Origin of the sequence: Desulfonema magnum (assembly GCF_017377395.1) — a bacterium.
Lineage (GTDB): Bacteria > Desulfobacterota > Desulfobacteria > Desulfobacterales > 4be13 > Desulfonema_C > Desulfonema_C magnum.
The window spans coordinates 4,787,562-4,812,701 of sequence record NZ_CP061800.1; the positions used below are offsets into that span (position 1 = coordinate 4,787,562).

At 46.0% G+C, this 25,140-nt stretch carries 13 protein-coding genes; 10 read left to right on the forward strand and 3 right to left on the reverse strand.

Features of this window, described 5'->3' with window-relative positions; translation table 11 throughout:
- Nucleotides 1–132 precede the first annotated feature (132 nt).
- On the forward strand, nucleotides 133–771 hold the full coding sequence (locus dnm_RS18410) for a hypothetical protein (RefSeq protein WP_207678368.1): 639 nt from the start codon (nucleotides 133–135) through the stop codon (nucleotides 769–771).
- A 174-nt stretch (nucleotides 772–945) separates the two neighbouring features.
- On the opposite strand, the gene dnm_RS18415 is transcribed toward dnm_RS18410, so the two are convergent.
- Nucleotides 946–1,719, reverse strand: a complete 774-nt coding sequence (locus tag dnm_RS18415) for a transposase (RefSeq protein WP_207678369.1) — start codon at nucleotides 1,717–1,719, stop codon at nucleotides 946–948.
- Nucleotides 1,720–1,811: 92 nt separating this feature from the next.
- On the opposite strand from dnm_RS18415, the gene dnm_RS18420 reads away from it, so the two are divergent.
- From dnm_RS18420 to recO, 4 genes are all read left to right on the forward strand, one after another.
- The gene (locus dnm_RS18420) at nucleotides 1,812–3,131 is read left to right on the forward strand and encodes a transposase (RefSeq protein ID WP_207678370.1); all 1,320 of its coding nucleotides are present in this window, start codon (nucleotides 1,812–1,814) and stop codon (nucleotides 3,129–3,131) included.
- Nucleotides 3,132–3,361: 230 nt separating this feature from the next.
- Nucleotides 3,362–4,570, forward strand: a complete 1,209-nt coding sequence (locus dnm_RS18425) for an AI-2E family transporter (RefSeq protein WP_207678371.1) — start codon at nucleotides 3,362–3,364, stop codon at nucleotides 4,568–4,570.
- A gap of 337 nt (nucleotides 4,571–4,907) precedes the next feature.
- Complete coding sequence (locus dnm_RS18430; protein WP_207678372.1) at nucleotides 4,908–6,644, forward strand: aldehyde ferredoxin oxidoreductase family protein; 1,737 nt, start codon at nucleotides 4,908–4,910, stop codon at nucleotides 6,642–6,644.
- A 482-nt stretch (nucleotides 6,645–7,126) separates the two neighbouring features.
- A complete protein-coding gene (gene recO, locus dnm_RS18435; RefSeq protein ID WP_207678373.1) occupies nucleotides 7,127–7,888 on the forward strand; it encodes a DNA repair protein RecO in 762 nt (253 codons plus the stop codon).
- Nucleotides 7,889–8,179: 291 nt separating this feature from the next.
- Here the strand turns inward: recO and dnm_RS18440 are convergent, their stop codons facing one another.
- A complete protein-coding gene (locus dnm_RS18440; RefSeq protein ID WP_207678374.1) occupies nucleotides 8,180–17,218 on the reverse strand; it encodes a tandem-95 repeat protein in 9,039 nt (3,012 codons plus the stop codon).
- 387 nt (nucleotides 17,219–17,605) lie between these two features.
- On the opposite strand from dnm_RS18440, the gene dnm_RS18445 reads away from it, so the two are divergent.
- A complete protein-coding gene (locus dnm_RS18445) occupies nucleotides 17,606–18,757 on the forward strand; it encodes a hypothetical protein (RefSeq protein ID WP_207678375.1) in 1,152 nt (383 codons plus the stop codon).
- Between the two features lie 377 nt (nucleotides 18,758–19,134).
- The gene (gene nhaA / locus dnm_RS18450; RefSeq protein ID WP_207678376.1) at nucleotides 19,135–20,505 is read left to right on the forward strand and encodes a Na+/H+ antiporter NhaA; all 1,371 of its coding nucleotides are present in this window, start codon (nucleotides 19,135–19,137) and stop codon (nucleotides 20,503–20,505) included.
- Here nhaA and dnm_RS18455 read toward each other — a convergent pair.
- Nucleotides 20,475–21,110, reverse strand: a complete 636-nt coding sequence (locus dnm_RS18455; protein ID WP_207678377.1) for a cytidylate kinase-like family protein — start codon at nucleotides 21,108–21,110, stop codon at nucleotides 20,475–20,477. The two genes, nhaA and dnm_RS18455, sit on opposite strands and share 31 nt — an antisense overlap.
- 485 nt (nucleotides 21,111–21,595) lie before the next feature.
- On the opposite strand from dnm_RS18455, the gene dnm_RS18460 reads away from it, so the two are divergent.
- From dnm_RS18460 to dnm_RS18470, 3 genes are all read left to right on the forward strand, one after another.
- Entirely contained in the window at nucleotides 21,596–22,873 is a 1,278-nt protein-coding gene (locus tag dnm_RS18460; protein WP_207678378.1) for a diguanylate cyclase, read from the forward strand.
- A 102-nt stretch (nucleotides 22,874–22,975) separates the two neighbouring features.
- The gene (ilvA, locus tag dnm_RS18465) at nucleotides 22,976–24,217 is read left to right on the forward strand and encodes a threonine ammonia-lyase (RefSeq protein ID WP_207678379.1); all 1,242 of its coding nucleotides are present in this window, start codon (nucleotides 22,976–22,978) and stop codon (nucleotides 24,215–24,217) included.
- A 490-nt stretch (nucleotides 24,218–24,707) separates the two neighbouring features.
- On the forward strand, nucleotides 24,708–25,046 hold the full coding sequence (locus dnm_RS18470) for a zinc-ribbon domain-containing protein (RefSeq protein ID WP_207678380.1): 339 nt from the start codon (nucleotides 24,708–24,710) through the stop codon (nucleotides 25,044–25,046).
- Nucleotides 25,047–25,140 lie beyond the last annotated feature (94 nt).

Consider the following 25,140-nt stretch of genomic DNA (forward strand, 5'->3'; position numbering starts at 1 on the left):
TTCAGAGCCTTGGAAACATTTTCATCACCCCAGGTTTATCCCGATAAAAAGGAAAAGGAACACGACCGTAAAGAAGAAAAAGCTCAGAATATCAGATAGATAGCCAGTCTTGAGAAACCTGAGAAAAAAGTAATGGAAGAAATCCGGGAACAGGTGAAAGATGAGGATTTCAGAAAGAATCCGCTGCTTTGTGTTATGGACGGATCGCTGTATCTGTGGAATTTGTTCAAAATTATCTTCGGAGATATCGAAAACAAAGTTCTCATCCTTGATATTATTCATGTTTCGGAATATATACGGATTATTGCACATATCAGGTGCGGAGAGGGGAGCGAAGATGCGAAGCAATATGTATATGAAAAACTGATCCTTATACTTCAGGGTAAAATTTCATCTTATATTATGGAACTACAGACAGAAATGCTCAACGGAAAATGGAATGAGTCACAACTGAAAAAATTCAGGAAAGCAATAACTTACTTCAGAAACCACAGAGATTACATGAAATATGATGAATATTTGGCAAAGGGTTATCCCATAGGTTCGGGGGTTGTGGAATCGGCGTGCAGCCATGTTGTCAAAGACAGAATGGAACTGTCCGGCGCCCGATGGGGAATCAGAGGTGCTGAATCAGTTCTGAAATTACGTTCCGTAGTAAAAAGCAGACACTGGGACGAGTATTGGGAATTTTATACCAGTAATGCAAGGGATAACAAATTTTTCCCTGATGAATATAACACCTTAAATGTGCAAGAAAAAATGTGTGCTTAATTTTGGTTACACTCTTTTTTAATTTTGAACACTGAAAATTGTCCATTGACTTTTGAGACCAAACTTTTTTACAATTTATAAATTAATAAGAACTTGTGACTGACGAGAAACCTAACTGAAACAAACTTAAATCACAACGGTCAGTGCGATGAATAATTTTATCCCATCCCTGTCTTATGGCCAGTGTCCCCAGAAAAATAATCCGGATATAGGCCAGCAGGCTCCCGTCATAAGACGGCGCAGTCGGTCAGGGTCGGAAAGATGACTTTTATGGATATTAAATCCCCGGCTTTTCTGATCGGAAAAAAATGTTTCGATACGGAATCGCTTGGAATAGTAACGGATGGCCTCCCGGGGTATCCTCATATTCGTGACCAGATATATGGGTTCTTTATTTTTCTCTCCCCACCAGAGGACAACCATCACAGGACCGTATTTCTTATCTGTAAACAGAACGTCCCGTATATATCGGTAACCGCCCGGCGCGCTGAAAGCTCCGAGAATATTAAGACGATGTTCCTCATTGTCCCAAAAAATTTTTACATTATGTGCCGTCCGGCACACATACTTCCAGCCCTGCCCGGACAATGTTCTCTGCAGCTCGGTTCCGTCAGACTCTCCGTCTCCCAGAAAAATCACCTCTTTTGCGGATTCCGGCATAATATTGTAAACTTCCTTAATCAGTTCAATATGAGTTTTCTCCGGAAAATGTCCCTTTTTACCTCTGACCACTATATAAGCAAGGGGCAACGCACGTTTTTTATAAATCACACTGACCATCAGTGTCACGCATCCCCTTCCCACCGTACTTCCGTCCGTCGCCAAAACAACTTCCGCAAGTCCCAGGGTGAGCAGCAGGGCCTGTGCGAACGGCAAAAAAAATATCTCCCGTTCAGCCTCCTCATTAATAAGTATCTGCTGAATTTCTCTTTTCTCTTGCTTTTCCATAGTGTTATATGATATTTTTTAATCTTCGCCCTGAGAGGCTCCGAGAGTCTTATCCGTAATTTATGACAAAATTGTAACACGGAGGCAATAAAATGATTGAAAAAAAATTTGAGGAAGCTTTCACTCCGGAATGGGTAAAAAAGAATATAACCGATCTGACCAATGAACTTGTCATTCTGCGAAAGGTTATTCCGTGGCAGAAAATTATAAACAGGCTGACCCGGTTTTATGACAGCGGCAGGGGCTGTGTCGGCATTTCCCTCCGGACGGTCATCGGCCTGTTTGTTGTTGCGAGGCTCCGGCTGCTCAGTGACAGGGGGGGTGTCAGCCAGGTCAGGGAAAACCGTTATATTCAGTATTTCTGCAATGTCCCTGATGAAAAACTGAAAACTTTCATACATGACAGCGGTCTTTGCAAAATACGGCGGCGGCCCGGAGAGGAGGGAATTGCCGTTATCGAATCGGAAATATTCGATATGCTGCGTCTTGCCGGTGTCATAAAAGGCGACTGTATGCTGACAGATTCGACAGTTCTGCCTGCCGATATAATTTACCCCACGGATATCGGACTGATTTTTAAAGCATTCGGGAAGATGAGACATTTTGCCGAAACTCACGGCATTCCCCTGTGGTGGGATGACAGGGAAATAAAGGAGCTTTGGCGTGAATATAATCTGAATAGGAATAAAAATGAGATTCCGGCATATTTCTTTGAATTTGCGCTGATTTTCGTCAGCGCTCTCCGTACGTTCGGGGACAGGGTCGGAAATCTTACGGCTTCGGGCGGCGAAAAAGAAAAAGCCCTGCGGCTGCTCGCGCTCCTGACACTGCTTAACGAACAGAACGAACAGAAAATTGCCGGAGAGAGGCATATAAAAAATCGGACAGTTTCCCTTGACGAGCCCGAGGCCCGTCCGATAAAAAAAGGAAAAAAACATCCTGACTGCGAATTCGGAACAACTCTTCAGATGTCGTTCAATCGTCAGGGATTTATGGTCACGGTGGAAAATTTCATCGGAAAACCTGATGACAGCACTCTCTGGCCCGCGACATCCGAACTCTTTATAAAAAGGATGGGAGAGATTCCCGAATTCGCAATCGGAGATCAGGGATACCGGAGCGTCGCAAATCTGAGCATACCCGGAGGAACAGAGCATATTTTTCTCGGCAGAAGCTCCGATGTTGCCGAAGAAAAAAAGGATTTTTGCCGGAAAGCCCGTTCCGCCACGGAAGGATTCATCGCCGTTGCAAAAAATATCAGGGGCTTCGGCCGCAGTCTTTACCGGGGCTTCGGCGGAGACCGGATATGGTCTCTTCTGTGTCAGACCGCCTGCAATCTTAAAAAATTCCTTCAGCTTTATTTCACTGATGAAATAGGAGATGAGAGCCTTAAAACGCTCGGTCTTGCATGATTTCATATTTTTTTTCGGAAAGCTGTCTTTTATTCCGCTCCGGAATCCGCTATTCCGGGGAAGGGATATCCCTGTCCGAAAAATCGGATTTGCGGCATGTTTTTTCGAAAATTTTGTAAAAACCATTAAAAAAACCTCTGGCCGGAAATCTGAGCCCCCGAACCGGAAGCATATCAGGGTAGCGGGTAATCTGTTCAGAGAAAAATTCAGCAGATACTAAGTAATTCAATATGTCAGAATTCAAAATTTCCGACCCCTTGTTACGAAGGATTGTGTATGCCATCGGGATCATGGGCGTGATCGCGTTTGGCTTTTACACAATGGGTCTGCTCAAAAATTCAATTGCTATTGTTCTGGATGGTCTTACGCCTTTCATTGCCGCGTTGCTCATGGCGTATATATTGGCTCCTGTTGTTTTTACTTTGCAAAGCCAACTGAGGCTGGGCCGGATAATGGGAACCCTGGTGCTTTATCTGGTTATCTTCCTGATTGTTTTCCTCCTGCTTGCGTTCCTGATTCCCAAAATTCTTTCCGAGTTCATCGAGCTGTTTAACACTCTGAAAGAGGTGTTTCCTGTACTGCTGGACAAGCTTTCCCAAAATGAATATCTGCAAATTGACGAAGAACTGATCCGGGTCATCAAAAACAAGATCAGGGAAATTGAAATTGATTATGAAAAAGCTGCTGCCCTGCTCCTGCCGGGTTTAAAAAAAGTGGCTTCAGGCGGTATCGGAGCCGTTGCAAAAGCAACAAAAGGCATCTTTACCAGTGTAAGCTCCGCGGTCAGTTTTTTTTCACTTTTTATTTTCGTGGGAATTATTAATTTTTACTTAATTATTGACTGGGAAAAAATCAGGCCGCTGTTGCGCAAGATGGTTCCTCCTCAGCATCGTGAGCGTGTGTTTGATGTGATGGACAAGATTGACAATGCTGTGGGCGGCTTTTTACGGGGACAGCTGACTGTTTCGGCCATTGTGGGAATAATGTTTGCAGCGGGTCTGTTTTGCACAGGGTTTATCGGTTTTCCGGGATTGCGTAATTACTGCATACTGATCGGCACCGCAGCCGCTATTGGCGGATTTATACCTTATCTGGGAGCGCTTATCGGTGTCACACCGGCAATCCTGATTATTCTCCTTACCATGGGCGTTCCCTGGGCTGTCAAAATCATCACACTTATTGTTGTTCTTGCCCTGTTCGCCATTATTCAGGGGATAGAGGGGTTTGTTCTTCAGCCTAAGATCGTGGGGAGAGGCGCGGGCCTTCATCCGCTGGTGGTCATACTTGCCCTGATTTTCGGTGCCCAGTTCGGCATTGGCGGCATGATCATTGCCGTCCCCCTGGCCAGTATCATCCGGGTTCTGGTTCTTGAGTTCTACTGGCTTCCCATCGAGCGCAGAGAGGCTGATCTGATTGATTCCGGTGAGGATGAAACCTGACCCGGATCTGTCGGGAAATAACAAACAAATTCCAATATTCTTTGCAGGACAGGATTGCGAATCGTCCGACAGAGAGATGGCAGCATGACTGTTTACTGTCTGATTAAGTCGGAAAAAGTAATTTCAGGTCATTTAAAATGATGAAAATAATTTTATATAAAAATACAACCTATTAATAACATTATTTTTTCTTGACATTTCCCTTCTGAAAGGGATAAAAATAAATATCTTAGATTCGTTAAATCATGCTGTCAAAATTTTACTTTGGCGGTCCCAGGTGCTGAAGCGAATATCTTGGCGGTAAAGACATCCCTGAACCAAACAGGAGAGGAAACAAATGGATAAAATTCTAAGAATTAATATGGGTGCGGAGGGCGGCCCCCAGACTAGTGAGGAGCCGCCGGACGGTTATGCAGGTCTGGGCGGACGGGCCATGACGTCAGCAATTATTTCCAAAGAAGTTCCCCCCCTATGCCATCCCCTCGGGCAAGACAATAAGCTGATTTTTGCTCCGGGAATGTTGAGCGGAACCGCTTCTGTTATGTCGGGGCGGCTGTCAGTGGGCTGCAAAAGTCCGCTTACGGGCGGTATCAAGGAGTCCAACTCAGGGGGACAGGCTGCTCAGGTGATTGCCAGGTTAGGTTACGCCGCCATCATACTGGAAGGAAAGCCAAAAGATGACACGCTTTACAAGGTCTTCATCAATAAGGACGGTGTAAAAATAACCCCGGAGAACAGCCTCAGGATGCTGGGGAATTATGATCTTGTGGATAAGATGATGTCCGAACATGGGGACAAGATCACCTGTGTTTCCATCGGACAGGCCGGTGAGATGAAAATGTCAGCGGCATCCGTGGCGATTACGGATATGGAACTGAGGCCCACCCGTCATGCAGGGCGCGGCGGTGTCGGCGCGGTCATGGGCGCAAAACGCGTAAAAGTGATTGTGCTGGATGATACCGGGATGAAAATGCGAACCCCGAAGGATCCGAAAAAATTTAAGGAAGCGAACAAAATTTTTGCTGAAGGGCTTAAGAAAAATCCGGTCACAGGTCAGGGCCTTCCAGCCTTCGGAACCAATGTTCTGACCAATGTGATCAACGAGGCAGGCGGCTATCCGACCCGTAATTTTAAAACCGGCCAGTTTGAAGGGGTGTCAAAAATCAGCGGAGAAACCCAGGCTGAGACAGAGACAGCCCGGGGCGGCCTTGCCACCCACGGATGTCACCGGGGATGTATCATCAAATGCTCAGGTATCTATAATGACAAGGATGGTAATTATCTGACCAAACAGCCAGAATATGAGACGGTCTGGGCACACGGGGGAAACTGCGGCATAAACGATCTGGACGCGATTGCGCTTATGGATCGGCTGGATGATGATTTTGGTTTGGATACCATCGAAATGGGAGCCACCATAGGCGTGGCCATGGACGCGGGCCTGGCCGAATTCGGAGATGCCGAGGCTGCTATCAATCTGATCAAGGAAGTGGGCAAAGGCACACCCCTGGGACGTATTCTCGGGAACGGGGCAGCCATCACCGGAAAGGTCTTTGGGGTGGAACGGGTTCCTGTGGTCAAAGGTCAGGCATTTCCGGCTTATGATCCGCGTGCGGTTCATGGAATTGGTGTCACTTACGCCACCAGCACCATGGGGGCTGATCACACGGCCGGTTATGCGGTTGCCACCAATATCATGAAAGTCGGCGGAGACGTGGATCCGCTGAAGCCTGAGGGACAGGTCGAACTTTCCCGGAACCTTCAGATTGCCACGGCCGCGATTGACTCCACAGGCATGTGTCTGTTTATCGCCTTTGCGATCATGGATCAGCCGGAGACTTTCCAGGCGCTTGTTGACATGCTGAATGCGTTTTACGGCCTGAGCATGACCGGTGATGATGTGACCGAACTTGGCAAGTCCGTTCTGAAAAATGAAAGAGACTTTAACGCCCGTGCCGGTTTCACTGCCAAACATGACCGGCTGCCCGAGTTTTTCAAAAAAGAAACATTACCGCCTCACAACCTGACCTTCCAGGTAAAAGATGAGGATTTGGATACAGTGTTTAACTGGTAGAAAAGAAATCCTGGTTTAAGAAACCCGGCTTTTCCGGCCGGCGCAGATTTCCGTGCGGGAAAAAAAGCCGGGTTTCTTCCCCGGAGAGATGCCGAAGGGTGAGGAAATCCCGGTTTGAGAAACCCGGCTTTTCCGGGCGGTGCAGGTTTGCGTGCGGGGAAAAAAGCCGGGTTTCTTCCCCCGAAGAGATGCCGAACGGTAAGGAAATCCTGGTTTAAGAAACCCGGCTTTTCCGGGCGGTGCAGGTTTCCGTCCGGGAAAAAAAGCCGGGTTTCTTCCCCGGAGAGATGCCGAAAGGTGAGGAAATCCCGGTTTGAGAAACCCGGCTTTTCCGGGCGGTGCAGGTTTGCGTGCGGGGAAAAAAGCCGGGTTTCTTCCCCGATCCGCAACTTTTTATCCTGTAATTTTTTACAGAGAGATGCTGTGTATGCAGTGTCTCTCTTCTTTTTGCTGACAACAAATAACTGCTCATTACCAACGCTATGAACACATTTTCCACATCTGCCATCATACTCCGCCGTATTGATTTCGGGGATTATGATCTCATTCTTACATTTTTCACATTGGACAGGGGAAAAATCTCTGTCATTGCAAAATCTGCCAAAAAAAGCAAAAAACGATTTGCAGGGATTCTTGAGCTTTTTTCTGTGTTACAGACCGTGTGCAGCCGAGGAAAAGGGCTTCCTGTCTTACAGGAGGCTTCGTTGGAACAGCCGTTTATAAAAATAAGGTCTGATATCAGAAAAACTGCTTATGCGAGCTACTGGGCCGAACTGCTGAATGAATGGACCGAAGAAGATGAAAATCAGGAGGAACTTTATTATCTGTTTCAGTATGTGCTGCAAGAACTGGATATCGGCAATATACCCGAGGCCACATTAAGCATTCTGTTTCAGATGCGATTTATGGCACTGTCCGGTTTTTATCCGAATCTGACCCACTGCGGTATCTGCGGCATTGAAACAGAAAAAATGAAGAAAAACAGCGTCAGCTTTGATCTTGCAAGGGGTGAGCTGGTGTGTGAAAAATGTGTTTCCGAAATTTCTTCCCACCGAATAAATATTTCAAAAGGGACAATTAAGCAGCTTCTGTGGGTGGGAAACGGTGATTTGAAAAAATCGGGAAGAGTCCGGTTTTCCTCTCAGACGTTAAAAGAAGGGCTGGCGTTTTCAGAAGCGTTTGTGCCATATCATCTTGGAAAAACCCCCCGCAGTCTGGCTTTTCTTCGGCAGATACGAAAATAAAATTCCCTGATGATAACGGACTTAGGGGAGGCTGATAAAAAGCCCCGCAGGGGTGGCATATTTGTAGAATTCATCATGCGGGTCGGTAAAAAGCCCGCAGAGGCGGCATATTGTGATGGCGGGCAAACATGCCTCCCCTGCGGGGCCTGACGGGGGCCTGCAAACCTGTTGCTACAAATATGCCGCCCTTACAGGGCTGAACCGGCCCTCTCCTAAATCCGCTATAATCAGAAAATTCCAAATCAGATATTTTCATTTTAAACAGACAGCTAAAGACACGGGGCCGCCGGTTTAACTCCTTTCCGAATTCAACCCTCCGATTTGCCGTAACATAAAGATCAGCTCTTCCAGACCGATCTTCCCGTCACCATTTACATCCGCATCAAGATAGGGGGTTGCATCCCCCCCGCCTGTTAAGATGTCCATGATCAGCACAGCATCCCGCATGTCAATGATTCCGTTGTTGTCAATGTCCCACTTTATCACGGAACTGCCGACTCTGATGACAAAATCCTGGGTCACCGCGGAATTAATCGCAAGACTGTCATCGGTCACGCTGATGGTAATGGTTGCCAAACCGGATTTGTCGGGAACAGGCGTTGCTGTCAATGTATATGAGGAGCAGTCCCCTTCGGAACATCTTAGCACAACCTCGCTGTTGGGAATCAGACTGTTATTTGAGGATACAGCATTCACCATCAGGGCTTCCGTGGGCGTCTCCACATCATCCACTGAAAAGGTCACCGTCACCGGCTCTCCTTCATCCGTTATCCGATCCCCAATATCAAAACCGTCATTGATCACCGGCTCGTCATTCACCGGATTCACCGTAAGCGTAAATGTAACGCTGGTGGAATTCTCCGTATCATCAGCCACCAGTCGGATAATCGCATCACCGGACAAATCCTGGGCAGGAATAATAGTCAGACTGTATTCGGCACTGTGTTCTGTGTGAGACACTCTTTCCGGGATAAGGTTGGCATATGGAACCAGCATGGCGTTCAGTGACTGGCGGGATATCTGGACTTTTTCTATGGACGTGTCCTCATCGCTCACCGTAAAATGAATCACAACCGGCTTATCCTCATCTGTGATTTTCGGAGTGGATATGCCTGAAATTCTTGGCGGAACAGTGGTTGTGACACTCGGGGTGACATCAAGCGTAAACTCGGTTTCAACGGTATCACCGCCATCCCTCACCATTATCGTAATTGTGGAAGAGCCTGTTTCATAAGAAGCAGGCGTGACAGACAATACACGGCTGGCTCCGGAACCGCTAAAAGCGATATGAGCGTTGTCATTGGGAACAACTCTGGGGTCAGACGACTTTCCCGTTATGATAAGATCATCCAGAGGCGTGTCCACATCGCTCAACGTGAATGCAATCGTGACCGGCGTATCTCTTTCCGTGGTTTGGGGACTCTCAATACTGGAAACCACAGGCTTGTCATTGACCGGCTCGACTGTAAGCGTAAAAGATGCCTCAGCAGATGCAGCGTTTTCATCTTCCACTCTTATATTAATTGTGGCATCACCGAACCAATCCGTGGGCGGCGTGACCGCCACTGTCCGATTCGCTCCGGAACCGCCCGCGATCACAGCCCCCCTGGGACTGGCCGGGGATACCCATGAAGCAGACACAAGCAAATCATCTGCCTGGGTTTCATTATCATCCACCGTAAATTTAATCTCACTGCCGGAGGTATCTTCCTTTGTTATATAATTATCAGAAAGATTTAAAATACCGGGTATGTCATTGACCGGTCTCACTGTAAGGTAAAACTTTTCCTCGGCACTCTCGAACCCGTCATCCGCGGTTACGGTGATAATGGTCATGCCGTATTCATCTGTCTCCGGGATGACCTTCAGTCTGAAGTTCTGACTTCCATTGGCCGACAACGTCAGCGGGTAAGTGGGAAAATAATAATTGTCAGTGGAATCACCGATACTGATATGATCAAAATCATATGGAACCAGCCGGATTTCTGACGGTTCAGCCGTTATTATCAGATTTCCGCCTTCTTTGTCACTTACCGTAAAGTCAAGCGTGAAATTTTGCTCATCCTCATCTATGCTTTTACTGAAACTGTCTGCTGAAATTACCGGAGGTTCATTCACATGCGACACCATCAGAATAAAAGTTTCAGAGGTCTCCAGATTATCTGTGTCTTTTACTTTTACCGTAATTTCAGCAACACCGGATATACCAGGGGCCGGGGTGAGTTTTAAGGTCAGTGAGGCAGTTTCATCAGGCTGCGTATGTATGGTATGCGTATTGCCGAACCCGTTAATATTGATATGGCTGATATCATTGGGAACCAGCGTGGCCCCCGGGGGATCAGCGTCTGTTGTTGCTGCTGTCACTGATATTTCCAGTGTCCCGCCTTCCGCATCTTTCACCCAGAATGAAACATCCACACCGGCCTGAGGTTCGCCGGATATATTCATTTCCATACTCGGATTAGAAATATCCTGGATCTCCGGCGGAGTGGTCTGATCAACCGGATAAACCGTGACATTAAATTCTTTTGTGACAGCGATGGTTTCATCATCATCCACAGTCACACTTATTTTTGCCACACCAGCCTTATTTTCAATCGGCGTAATCTGAATCGTAAACACTGCGTCTGTGCCCGCCTCCACAGGCTGGAGATATTCGGGACCGAACTGCTCATTAATCATAAGGTTAGGATAGCTGTTCGGAACCAGCTCCGTATTATCCACCGACTCAACATTGATCTTCAATGCCCCGGCCCGGTCATCTCTGACCCTCACCTGCACCTCGACCGTCTCCCCTTCAGGCACGGGGTCCGGGGGATTGGGGGTGATCCATATCGTGGGCGGCTCATCCAAATCATTGACCATAAAAGTAAAAGTACTCGAAGCCTCCTTGTGATCTTTATCTCTCACCGTTACAGTAATATCCGCCGTACCGGCACCCGGGGCAGGGGTTATTGTCAGAGACAGATTCGCGGCTTCATTGGGGGAAGTGGTAATTGTGTGTTCATCACCAAATTCTTTTGCGGCATCGGTAATCATAATATGGGCAGCGTCCTCAGGAACCAGACCAGTATCAGACGAGGTTACGGTTATTGTCAGTTCTCCTCCGTCTGTGTCTTTCACTGAAAACGGAATTTTGTCACTCGGGGTTTCTTCATTTGTCCACTGATTGCCAATGAGCGAAATCCACGGCGTATCATTCAGAGGCGTGATAATGAGATGCATCTCCTCGCTCTCGGACATATCAGAATCTTCCACTGTTATGGTCAGCGTGGTTTCGCCATATCCGTCAAGAACAGGCGTGATGATTAAGGTAAGATTTTTTTCAGGTTCGCCATCCAACAGGTTCAGTTCATAAGAGTCAGGACCGAAGTTGCCCAGTCCGTCGCTCACATTGATATGTGCGTAATCCTCCGGAACCAGTTGTTGATTTGATGAAGTGATCTTTATTGGCATCAGCCCGCCCTCATCGTCTTTCACCGTAAACTGGAACTGATAGGGACCGCCATCCTCTTCCCTGGTCTCCACACTGTTGATGATGATCTCCGGCTTTGTATTGACCTGATTGACGGTAAGCGTAAATCTCTGTTCCGTGGCAAGCGGACTCTCATCATCATCCTCGGCTCTCACAGTGACAACAGCATTGCCGGCCCATTTGTCCGGAGGTGTGATTGTCAATGTCCGTGTGGCACCGAAATCCGTTACATCAAGGGAACCGCCGGATTCGACATTTTCCAGAATCAGCGTTCTGTACTGGCCTGTCTGGTCCGTACCTATTGTTATCTCAAGCACCTGTACAAACTCATTTTCGCTTGTATATATTCTGTTTTTTAAACTTCTTAATTTAACGATGGTATCTTCGGGAACATCTTCCTCCAGATTGCTCAGAGAATCCTCGGTCAGTCCGAACAAATTCCACGAAGCAGACACAAGCAGATCATTTGCTGATGTTTCATCATCACTCACATTCACCTCAATATTTATGGCCTCTCCTTTATCTGTAGTCTGGGGACCGATTTCCTCAATCATGGGAGGATCATTTAAAGGATCAACCTTAAAGAAGAAGCTGTCTTCAGCTTTGGCCCCCTCATCGTCTTCCACAGTGACCGTAATCTCGCTAATGCCATACTCATTTGTATCAGGAATGATTCGCATCCGGAGGTTGGCACCATCTGTCGGTGAGACTACTGTCTTGTATTTTTTACCAAAAAAGCTGCCATCGGCATTTCCAATATTAATATGATCATCATCATCCGGAACCGGGGCTTCGGATGAACTGACAGTGATTGTCAGCAAGCCTCCGTCGGGATCGCTTACTGAAAATTCAATGGGCGCAATATCCTTTAAAGGGGTATCTTCGTCTATAATCATTTCAATGGGAATGCCGGAAATCACCGGCGGATCATTTTCAGCTTCAACAGTAAACTCAAAAATTTCTTCGGAGATATTGCCCTCAGCATCTTCAACTGTTACGGTGACAAATGATGATCCGTGCATATCATCAGCAGGTGTGATGGTCATTGAGACATTGGCACTCTCTTCCGCCGAAACCACTACCGACGAGGCAGTCCCGTCCCCTCCGATATCAATATGATCATCAGGAATCAGGGCCGGATTATCTGAACTCGCCGATACCGTGAGTTCGCCTCCGTCCATATCGCTTACCGTAAAACTGATGGGTTTCGGGGTCTCTTCCGGTGTGCTCTGATCCGTAATGCGGCTAATTATGGGTTTGTCAGGCGCGCCGTTGACTGTGAGGATAAACTGGGTTTTGCTTTCAACGCCCTCTTCGTCTTTTGCTGTTACAGTAATCACAGCCTTCCCCCACTGATTTTTTGCAGGTGAGATGACCAGTTCAAGCGATTCGTTCAGTTCTCCGGGTTCGCTGTCCAGCAGATAGCTGCTGCCGAATTCATTAATATTGATATGTGCATTGTCATTCGGAACCAAATCAGGGTCAGATGACGCTGCCGATATGGTCAGCTGCCCCCCCTCTCTGTCCATCACCGCAATTGAAATGGGTTCCGTGGGGGTTTCCTCGGTCGTGGTCTGGGGGCCGATATCATAAATATTTGGCCCGTCATTTGCCCCGTTGACTGTAAACGTGAACACAGCCGGATCACTCGTGCTTTCGCCGTCATCCGCGCTGATCGTGATTGTTGCAGTACCTGACTGGTCTTCCAGAGGCAGTAGGGTCAGGCTGAGACTGGCCTCTTCATCTGCCTCTGTCAGAACTTTATTGTTTTCGTCTGTTCCGATAATCGTGATATTTTCATCCGGAATCAGCCACGGATCACTTGACGTTACAGATATAGTCAGTTCTCCCCCTTCCATATCACTGACCTTAAAAGGAATTTTCTCGCTCAATGTGTCTTCATCCGTGCTGTAATCCGTCCCAATACCGGAAATCATGGGAGGATCATTGGCGATATTGACAGAAAAAAAGAACTGGGTTGTATCTGACTCATTATTTTCATCGGTCACTGTTACGGTAATTTTTGTCTTACCGGACTGATTTTTCTCAGGCAAAAGCGTCAAATCAAGTTCCACCGGCACGCCGGGCTGGGTGTTTATAGGATAATCAGCAGAACCAAAATTATTAATGTTAATATGATCGTCATCGTTGGGAACCAATGCTGGCTTGTCCGGAGATACCGACACCGTCAGCCGCCCCCCTTCCGGATCACTCACCTTGATGATGATGGGAGGGTCGGTCTCTTCATCCTCGTCCGTACTCTGAGGCGTAATATCATACACTTTTGGCGGATCATTTTCCGCTTCAACCTTAAATGTGAAGTTGACGGGCTTGCTCGTAAATTCGCCATCATGGGCCGTCACCGTAATTCTTGCCGTACCGGACATATTTGTTTCAGGCTGAATTGTCAGACTGAGATTGATCACCTCATCTGCTTCCGCTTCGATCTGATTCTCACTATCCAGGCCAAACACAGTGATATTTTCATTCTGAACCAGCCCGGGATTATTTGAGCTGACCGATACCGTTAAGATGCCGCCTTCCATATCCTGCACAGTAAATGGAATTTCCGAACTCAGGGCATCTTCTTTTGCATTCTGATTTCCAATATCGGAAATCACCGGCGGATCATTTGTTTCGCCGACCGTAATAACAAACTGGGTTTTGGCTTCGAGCCCGCCCTCCTCGTCGTCTTTTACCGTCACAACAATCGCTGCCGAACCTGTCATATCTTCCGCGGACAACAGTTTCAAATTAAAGTAAGTACGGGTATGAGAATCAAGATATACAGGATAACCCGTATAAGAACCGGAATTGTTAATATCAATATGGTCACCGTCCATCGGAAACAGAGAAGGGTACTTCGATTCCACGGACAGCGTCATCATTCCTCCTTCCGGGTCCTCTATCCAAAAAGGAATTTCTGTCCAACTGTCCTCCAGGCCCTGCTGAGGAGAAGTGATCTGGGAGATTGTCGGTGAATCGTTTACCGGATTAACCGTAAGGAAGAATCGTTTCTGTGTCTTTGCATCATTGGTATCTTTCACGGTCACTGTAATTTCCGTCTCACCGGTCTTGTCATGGGCGGGAGTGATGATCAGTTTCCGGTTTTCACCGGAACCGGTGAAACGAATATCTCTGTCAGGAATCAGAAAAGGATCATCTGCGCTCGCGTATAAGCGGAGCGATGACACGGGGTCTTCCTTGTCATCCACTTCAATAGCAATGACGGCTTGTTCATCCTCATTTGTACTCGTATTCTGAAGGTCATTAACAATTGTCGGCGGTGCGTTCACTTGAACTGTGAAGACATATGGGTCTTTGCAGTCATGTTTACCATCATTGACTGTCACCGTAATTTTTGCAATGCCATCCTGGTCTGATTTTGGGGTGATTTTCAGAGCAGGAAGGATTTCATCATCAGGGGTCTCACGGAGAAGCATCTCCATGTTCTCATCCGAAATCACTTCAGCGTTATCCGAAGTGGCCGAGGTACTCAGGCTGGATTGCGGATCATCAATATCCTGCACGTCAAAAAGGATTGTTTTACTGCTGTTCTCATTTATCGTGATGTTTCTGTTTTCAGGACCGGAAATCGTGGGCCAGTCATTCACATCGTTGACTTCAAGCACAAAGCTGTCACTGGAGACAGCGCCATAACGATTCCGAACGCCCACGGTAATCCTGGCCTCCCCGGACTCGTTATGAGGAGGTGTGATTTTCAGTGATCGTTCAGCCCCTGACCCGTCCAGGACAATCTTTCCTTCGGACATATCCACAGACATCCATGAAGCAGCCACCTCCAGATCATCAGCGCCGCCTTCATCATACACCGTAAAATTGATAGTCTCGGTGGTATCCTCATCCATGGATTTATTCGAAAGCCCTTCTATTTTTGGCACGGATATGACGGTAAGCGTAAAGGTTTCTGTCGCTGCATAGCCATATTCATCTGTGATGATCACTGTAATATCCGCGGTCCCGAATTCTCCGGGAACAGGGATAATTTTCAATGTGCAATCCCCATTATCCTCACACTCAATTTTGATATGATCATCATCGTTCGGCACCAGATCGGTATTTGATGATTCATGCGATGTTATCAATTTTCCTGCCGAAGTTGTCTCATCACTTATCTGGAACTCGATAACCTGTGTTTCGCTATTCTCATAAATTGTTGTAACTGAGTCGTCAAGATCATCGGGCCACTCAATGCTCGGGGGTTCTGTGGAGGTTACTTTTATTGTAAATTTTACGCTGTCTTCCTGCGCCTTATCATCTCTCACCGTCAGCGTAATTTCTGAATCTCCCTCTTTAGTTTCAGCAGGACGGACGGATAATGTATATCTGGTTTCAGATTCCGAAATCTGGGTTGTTTCTGAAATGTTCAGTCCGAAAAGGGGTATCACACTGGTATTTGAGGATTTGTATGAAATGTTCAAATCAGTGGCAGGGGTATCAACATCAGTGACTGTGAACGTAATGTCGGTTTCTGCATTCATAGGGACAGGGACGACCTCATTCTCAGTAATGCCCTCAATTGTCGGCGTCACAATTGGTGTGCCGTAAATATACGCTGTTCCGGTATTGTTATTATTACCAGAGGCGCCTATAATATAATTTATGCCGGAAATGGCAACAGACTTGCCCAGATAGTCGTTTGCCGAACCATCATTTGCTGTCAGCTTATCCCCTTCGGTTTTCCAGGTGCCGTTTTTGAGCCTGAAAATATAGGCCGAACCCGCCTTACTCCCTTTTTCATCATCTCCGTAAGCTCCTATAATGGTATATTCACCGGAAAGAGATACAGAACTGCCGAAATAGTCATGTGGTGAAAGTTCCAGGGGAATGACAGTGATATTTGAGAAAATGTCCTTGTCTTTATTTTCATCAGTGTCAGCCGTCAGTTTTGCATTCAGTTTCCACTTATCATCCGCACGCTTAAACATATACGCTGAACCGGCATTGTTATTGTCGCCGTAGGCTCCGACAATGGCATAATCTCCGGAAATGGAAACAGCCCTGCCAAAATAGTCATCTGTATCGCCATCATCAGCAGTCAGTTTGTATGTTAATTCATCTTTCTCTGTTTTTGACAATTTTGCCCAGACAGACCAGCCATCGGAAGGTCTTTTAAAAATATAGGCCGCACCGAAACTTGTATTGCTGATGCTGTTATTATGAAGATGTGCGCCCACAATGATATATTTGTCCGAAACAGAGACCGACGTGCCAAAAAAATCTTCTTTTGCTCCGTCACTGCCGGTCAGTTTTGCCTGCTGAATCCAGCGGGTCCCATCATATTTGAAAACATAAACTGAACCGGATTCTGCCCCTTTGTCATCGTCATAAGGTGCGCCGATGACAGCATAGTCTCCGGCTACTGAGACAGATGAACCAAAAAAGTCACTCTGTGCGCTGTCACTGGCCGTCAGTATCTGACTTTGAATCCAATGACCTGATTCACGATTGAAAATGTATACCGCGCCCGAATTCTTTTTACCATCTTCGTCATAATAAGAAGCTCCGACAACGGCGGAATCAGAGGATATGGCCACAGATGTGCCAAATTTGTCAGCGGCCTTGCCATCGTTGGCTGTCACTTTTGCCTGCTGAGTCCAGTTGCCGCCTTGATTGTAATATATGTAGGCTGCACCGGCACCGTCTCCCTTTTCATCATCCCCGTCCGCACTTATAATGGCATAATTGCCTGAAACAAAAACTGAAGCGCCAATATAATCATCTGTATTGCCATGAATATCTATTTTTCCCAGATCCGCCCCGTATGCTATCGGGAAAACGAAAAAAAACAGTGATACAGCTAATATAAAACAGATCTCCAATCTTGATTTCATTATGTATCCCCCTTAACTTAATTTTGTTTTTTTGTTCTCCCGCATTTATCCTTGGTTGCAAAAATTTGAATTTCTTATGCCGGAGATTTTTTATATGAAAAAGTGTCAGGTGTTAAGTGCTATGAAAAATAACAATTTTTCATGCTTTGTCGTGAGCGGCAGATTATGGCCGTTTATTGGTATAAATATTCTGTGATGTAAGGTGTCACCACGCTGCATGGTCTTCTTAAACAAGTTGTTGAGCCTGTCTGCCTCTGCCACAGAATGATTTACAGCAGAAATTTTTTCAAATTTTTTATCATAAACTTTCCGGAGTTTCAACACTATCTTAAAAAATATATTACACAGTGGTTCAGGATATATTACATACAGTAAAATAAATCCGGAGTGCAAAAAACCGCTTCGCTCTATTTTTGCACTCCGGAAGCGATTTTCAGCCTGCTCTGCTGCAAAAAACCGCTTCGCTCTATTTTTGCACTCCGGAAGCGATTTTCAGCCTGCTCTGCTGCAAAAAACCGCTTCGCTTTATTTTTGCACTCCGGAAGCGATTTTCAGCCTGCTCTGCTGCAAAAAACCGCTTCGCTTTATTTTTTGCACTCCGGAAAGGTTCTGCTCTGCTGCAAAAAACCGCTTCGCTTTATTTTTGCACTCCGGAAAGGTTCTGCTCTGCTGCAAAAAACCGCTTCGCTTTATTTTTTGCACTCCGGAAAGGTTCTGCTCTGCTGCAAAAAACCGCTTCGCTTTATTTTTGCACTCCGGAAAGGTTCTGCTCTGCTGCAAAAAACCGCTTCGCTTTATTTTTTGCACTCCGGAAAGGTTCTGCTCTGCTGCAAAAAACCGCTTCGCTCTATTTTTGCACTCCGGAAAGGTTCTGCTCTGCTGCAAAAAACCGCTTCGCTCTATTTTTGCACTCCGGAAGCGATCTTCAGCCTGCTCTGCTGCAAAAAACCGCTTCGCTCTATTTTTGCACTCCGGAAGCGATTTTCAGCCTGCTCTGCTGCAAAAAACCGCTTCGCTTTATTTTTGCACTCCGGAAGCGATCTTCAGCCTGCTCTGCTGCAAAAAACCGCTTCGCTCTATTTTTGCACTCCGGAAGCGATTTTCAGCCTGCTCTGCTGCAAAAAACCGCTTCGCTCTATTTTTGCACTCCGGAAGCGATCTTCAGCCTGCTCTGCTGCAAAAAACCGCTTCGCTCTATTTTTGCACTCCGGAAGCGATTTTCAGCCTGCTCTGCTGCAAAAAACCGCTTCGCTCTATTTTTGCACTCCGGAAGCGATCTTCAGCCTGCTCTGCTGCAAAAAACCGCTTCGCTCTATTTTTGCACTCCGGAAGCGATTTTCAGCCTGCTCTGCTGCAAAAAACCGCTTCGCTTTATTTTTGCACTCCGGAAGCGATCTTCAGCCTGCTCTGCTGCAAAAAACCGCTTCGCTCTATTTTTGCACTCCGGAAGCGATTTTCAGCCTGCTCTGCTGCAAAAAACCGCTTCGCTCTATTTTTGCACTCCGGAAGCGATCTTCAGCCTGTCTTTTAGTCAGATAAGCTTGATTTTTCTTCAGAGACAGGGTATTTCATTGAATAACATACCCAATAGGTTGAAACGCACAAAGCAAGCTTTGAAATCCGCATATTTTTTCACGCGGAAAAAAAGTGTTATTGTCAGTAGATCGAAAAGTTTCCGGGATGTGTGCGGGACAGTAAAAAAACCCGGCTTTTTTCTCGGACGAAGTGTCTCCCCGGCCGGAAAAAACCGGATTTCTCACCCGTCCGTCGTGTCCGTCATGCGACAGCCTGAAAATTTCTCGATCTGCTGATTGCCAATGACCACTTCAGAGCGATTCCATAAAATAGTCTGTCAGGGAAGCGTTCAATATTTTAACCCTCCGCAATATTCTCTCAGTTGAAAGCGGATATATCCAATGGAAATATCAGTATTGAATCATTCCGGCCAGGAATATAAACCATTCCGCTGGTTTTTTAACAAGGAAATCTTCAGCAGCATTCTGCTCATGCTGGCCTCGGTCAGTGCCATAATTATTGCCAACTCAGCATTGTCATATAAATATCTTCACTGGCTGCATTTGGAAATTTCACTGGTTTTCGGAACAGCTAAGATCAGCTACTCCCTGCTGCATTGGATTAATGACGGGTTTATGACCCTGTTTTTTTTCACAGTGGGTCTTGAAATCAAACGCGAAGTCCTGGTGGGAGAACTTGCTTCTTTCAGGATAGCGCTTTTGCCAGTGGTCGCGGCACTGGGCGGTATGCTCGTGCCCGGGATCATCTATACGGTATTCAACTTTGGCAATCCGGGCATGAGCGGATGGGGAATTCCCGTGGCAACGGATATTGCGTTTTCTCTGGGTGCCATCGCACTCCTGGGAAACAAGCTGCCCCCGGGACTCAGGGTCTTTCTGACAGCATTTGCAATTGCCGATGATCTGGGAGCAGTGTTCATCATTGCGATTTTTTATACAAAGACCATCGTGACCAGTTACCTGATCGCCATGGCTGTATGTGTGGTGATTCTTTTCATTGCCAATCTGATGTGGGTCCGCTGGGTCCCGTTTTATATTGTGTTAGGCATAAGCACCTGGCTTTGTATGATGGGATCCGGAATCCATGCCACTGTGGCCGGCGTGGTGGTAGCCATGCTGGTTCCGGCCCGGAGCAAATATAACACGGCCCGTTTTGTGAAGAAAGCCCGGGGGATCATTGATAATATGCATACGGACCGGCTCATTGACGGACACTGGTATTCCATTTTTATCAGGCCCGAACACCTTAACTCGGTTCACGCCCTGGAAGTGGCGTGTCATAATGTGGAAACACCGCTCCAGCGATTGGAACATGCGTTGCACCCCTGGGTGGTCTTCGTTATTCTGCCCATATTCGCGTTTTTTAATGCCGGACTTTCCCTTCAGGACATACCCCTTGCCAGCGCGGTCACCCATCCGGTGACAATGGGCTGCGCCCTGGGACTTCTCATTGGCAAACCTATTGGTATCACACTGGCCTCATACCTGGCTGTGCGTTTCGGAATCGCGATCCTGCCCGCGGATGTCCGCTGGCCCCATATTACTGGTGCTGCCATGCTGGGCGGTATCGGCTTCACGATGTCTCTGTTTATATCGGGTCTGTCATTTACAGATGCCCGGTTCCTGAACTACTCCAAACTGGGTGTGCTTTCAGGCTCCTCATTCTCCGTGCTGGGCGGTCTGGTTTTTTTGTCCGTTGTCGCGTTCAAGGATGGCAAAACCTATGAAGCAGATACTCCGGAAGCCAATTGAACAACGGTGTTTACGGCCTCCTCCATCCTGACTTTGTCCATATTGAACACCATATGATAAAGCTTGGGATGATTGTAATCGGTCTTGGCAAAATACCGGTAAAGATTGAGTCGGCGTTTGTCCTGCTTATCTACGACGATCTGAGCCTGTTTCCGGTTCAGGTTATAGTTTTCCATCATAAAAGTGATGCGATGTTCCAGTTTCGCGATCATCAGAAAATGATAGGTATTGGGATGATCCGAGAGGATGTACTGCCCCCCCCGGCCGATGATGATCACGTTGTCCTGGGATGCAATTTTAGGAATGATATTGTGCAGAATAGATATGTAGAGATCACCGTCAATGTAGCCCGGATTTTTTTCCATGGCTATGCCCACATAGCCTTTACGATAGGGTCCTATCTTTTTAATTAATCTCGGCAGGAACCCCTCGCTGCCTGTTTCTTTGGCAATGGAATCCACCCAGTCAGGAGAGACATTTGCCTCTTTGGCGACCATTTCCACGATTTCCTCGTCAATAAGTGTGTAGCCCAGTTTATCAGCCACCTTTGTGCCCAGGGTTTTCCCACCGGCACCAAACTCCCTTGCAATGGTTATGACTGCCATGGTAAACTTCCTTTCCGCGGATTGAAAAAATTTATGATTTGGGCGAATACAACTTCATGTAAGATATTATATAAATCAGATATAAATCAACAGCAAAGTCGCTTTCTGACCGACATTCTCTGTACAGGTCAGAAAATGATATAGGCTTTAAGAAAAAGATTGTCCGGAGCGCCGAACTTGCATTTTGGCAGAAGTGCCCGGTTTCCGGGCTTTGGAAATTTCAGACCCCCGGGTTTGAACTGCCATATTTTTCTATTGAATCTATATTTTACTATGTTATATTATTATTTTTTTATGAATACCAAAGGATTCTTAATACTCGATAATCAAGTTTTTTTGATCCGACCCGGGATCACAGCCTGTTATTCCGTTTGAAAACCCGGGTTTTTTATCTGAGAATATTTTCATAATCAGGGGGCAAAAAAACCCGGCTTTTTTTATGAGCGTTTATTATTGAGGATAATTTTTCACGACAGATAAGTGAAATGGAAGATGTTATGCATGAGATACTGATGGTAGAAGACAGTAAGTTATTTGGCACAATGATCAAAAAAAAATTACAGTCTGATTTGCAAATAAAGGTAAAATGGGTTCAATCTTTTTCAGAGACCGTCAAACTCCTGAGTGACAACAAATCGCATTTTTCCATTGCGCTTTTGGACCTTTATCTCCCTGATGCGACAAGAGGTGAAATTGTGGATGTTGTGGTATCAAAAAACATTCCTTCAATTATTTTCACAGTGGAATATAGTGAAAAGGTGCGAAAGTATATCTGGTCCAAGAAAAATATTGTGGATTATGTGATAAAAGAAGGGGTCCCCACCATCGGATATGTCACTTCTCTGATTCAGCGTATTCATCAAAACAAAACCATTAAAATTCTCGTAGTTGATGATTCTACAGCATTCCGAACATTTGTATGCAATTTGTTACGAGTCCATCAGTATATTGTATTTGAAGCCTGTGACGGAAACGCAGCCATAAAAGTGATGAACAGAAATAAAGATATAAAAATGATGATCATTGATTTCAGTATGCCGGATATGAACGGGGTTCAGCTCACAAAAATTATTCGGCAGAAGTATAAGAAAGAACAGGTTGCAATCATTGGAATATCAGCTCATGAAAAAAATATTTTGTCAGTCCAGTTTATTAAAAACGGGGCAAATGATTTTATTCATAAACCGTTTTTAAGCGAAGAATTTTATTGCAGAGTCACACAGAATATTGAAATGCTGGAACGCATACAAAAAATTAAAGAATTCTCAAATAAGGATTATCTGACGGACCTCTATAACCGCAGGTATTTTTTCGAATCGGGCCGTAAAATGCTTGCAAGCGCAAAAAGGCAAAACATACCGATTGTCATTGCCATGGTTGACATTGATTTCTTTAAAAATGTAAATGATACTTACGGTCACGACGCTGGGGATGAGGTCATAAAGAATATATCACGGATTTTAAAGAGTCGTTTCCGGGAATCAGATATTGTTTGCCGTTTTGGCGGAGAGGAATTTTGCATATTGGCAGTAAATATGGATCCGGAACAATCTGTCAGAATATTCGAAGAATTAAGAAAACATATTGAAAAATCAGAAACCCATGTTGATGGCAGAATCATCAAAAACACAGTCAGCATGGGGATATACGCTGAGTCCGCTGACTCCCTTGACAGAATGATAAAACAAGCTGATATGATGTTATATGAAGCAAAGAAAAGAGGAAGAAACAGAATTGTCTGTAGCGGAAATCTGTCAGCGTAATGCTGCCGGGGCCGGAGTAAAAGAAAAAATATTTTCGTGATACAGCGGCTGATGTTGAAAAAAAATATAAGATTCCGTATAAGAAACTGAGGGGCGGATTTGGTGGAAAAAACCAGTTGGGGAAAGGGAACACAAATGATTACCATAGACACAATTCAGCAGGCGGCAACGATAATAAAAGGCAGAGTGATTCGCACGCCCCTTGTTCATTCACCGACCTTCAGCCGGATGTTTGGCGGAGAAATATATCTCAAGCTGGAAAATCTTCAGAAAACAGGTGCTTTCAAGATCAGGGGCGCAACACATAAATTACTGAAACATCTGAAAAAAATCGGTTCCGGAGGGGTGGTTGCCGCGTCCGCGGGAAATCACGCCCAGGGCGTGGCGCTTGCGGCAAAACAGGCAGGTATCGCATCTACTATTGTCATGCCTGAATGGGCATCCATCAGCAAACAGGAGGCCACGCGAGGCTATGGCGGTAAGGTTGTCATCGCGGGTCAGAGTGTGGCGGAAAGCCTCAGCAAAGCACAGGAACTGGCAGGAAAAGGCAAGACCTTTGTCCATCCTTTTGATGATGCGGATATTATCGCAGGTCAGGGGAGCATTGCATTGGAGATACTTGAAGACCTGAAACACGCTGATATCATTCTTGTTCCCATTGGCGGAGGCGGACTGATTTCCGGAATTGCTGTGGCTGCAAAAACCATAAGACCTGATATCAAAGTCATCGGGGTTCAGGCTGCTGTCTGTCCCTCGGCTTTTGAATCCTGCCGACAAGGGAAAGTGACAAAGGTGGAATCAGAAGCCTTATCCATCGCGGACGGAATAACGGTCAAACAGACAGGCGAACTCACTTTTAAGATCATCCGAAAATATGTGGATGAGGTTGTTTTGGTGGAAGAACAGCACATCGCAGCCGCGATACTCATGCTTTTGGAGCGAAAAAAGGTTCTGGCCGAAGGGGCAGGCGCGGTTACTCTGGCCGCGCTTTTAAGCCGGACTATTGTTATTCCCTCGGGAAAAAAAGCGGTGCTTCTGATCAGCGGAGGCAATCTGGACAGCCCCCTTCTGGGACGAATCATTGGCAAAGGGCTGGTGACACACGGACGAATCATGCGTTTAAGGGTTCATTTAAGCGATACTCCCGGGTCCCTGTCACGGTTGCTGGATCAGGTGGCTTATCTGAAAGCGAATGTGCTTCATATCTATCATGACCGCAATGTGAAAGATATCCCCATAAATATTTCATGTGTGGAAATAGAACTGGAAACACGCAGTTCCGCCCACATTGATCATATCTGCGGAGAACTGCAAAAGGCCGGATATGAAATGGAGTTAAAGTAGGGCGGGGTTCTGTCCCGCTAAGTTCAGATAAGTCAGGATTGGTCAGGCAGAACTTTCTTGCCGGACGGGATTTGCAATCCCGTCCGGCACAAGTTTATCCGCTGTGATCCGAAAATATCCCGGACGGGTTGCAAACCCCGTCCGGCACAATCAGACTTAATAAAGTCCGGCACAATCAAACTTAATAAAAACAATAAATTGTGATCTTAGTCTGATATATATGGGGCAGAACCCCGCCCTACAATATTAGAAAAAAATTTTAGAAAGGTCAGGAGCGGACATATCTGTTTACGAAATCTTGAAATGAATAAAATCCGGCCAGTTTCACCAAAAGGTGATCTGTTTGTCTCGAACTTTTTAAAGAACAAAGTCAAAGCGTCTGAACCACAGATTAACACAGATTAAGGGTTCGCGTTCATCAGCGTTTCTGACCTGTCGTGATCGGATTTTATAATTTTTTATGTAATAAAAAAATAGTTAAGGATTTCAAATGAGAATATGTCCCCAATGCAACAGGAAAAACCTGGATAAAGCTAAAGTTTGTGAAAAATGCGGCGCATCCCTGATAATGAGTAAGAAAGGAACAAAGTCATCTGTCAGCGCCAGGAAAGTTGTTTCCGCAGTAAAAAACCGTAATCAGCAGGAAGTTGTCATAACAGACATTAAGATACCTTTTTGGTCAATGGTAATGTTTATGGTCAAATGGGTCTTCGCCTCCATACCGGCAATTATCATCGTGGCTTTGTTAATCCTTTTGTCTGTTTCAGTTGCCAGCGGTCTGGGGAATTTTTTTAAAATTCTTCTGCAATACGTCAGACAGTTTTTATAACCATATTGTTCCGGTGAAGACAGTTTTTTTATAGCTTTTTTTTATCTGCCTCATAAAACACACCCGTGGCGATATCACATGACTCCCGCTTGTT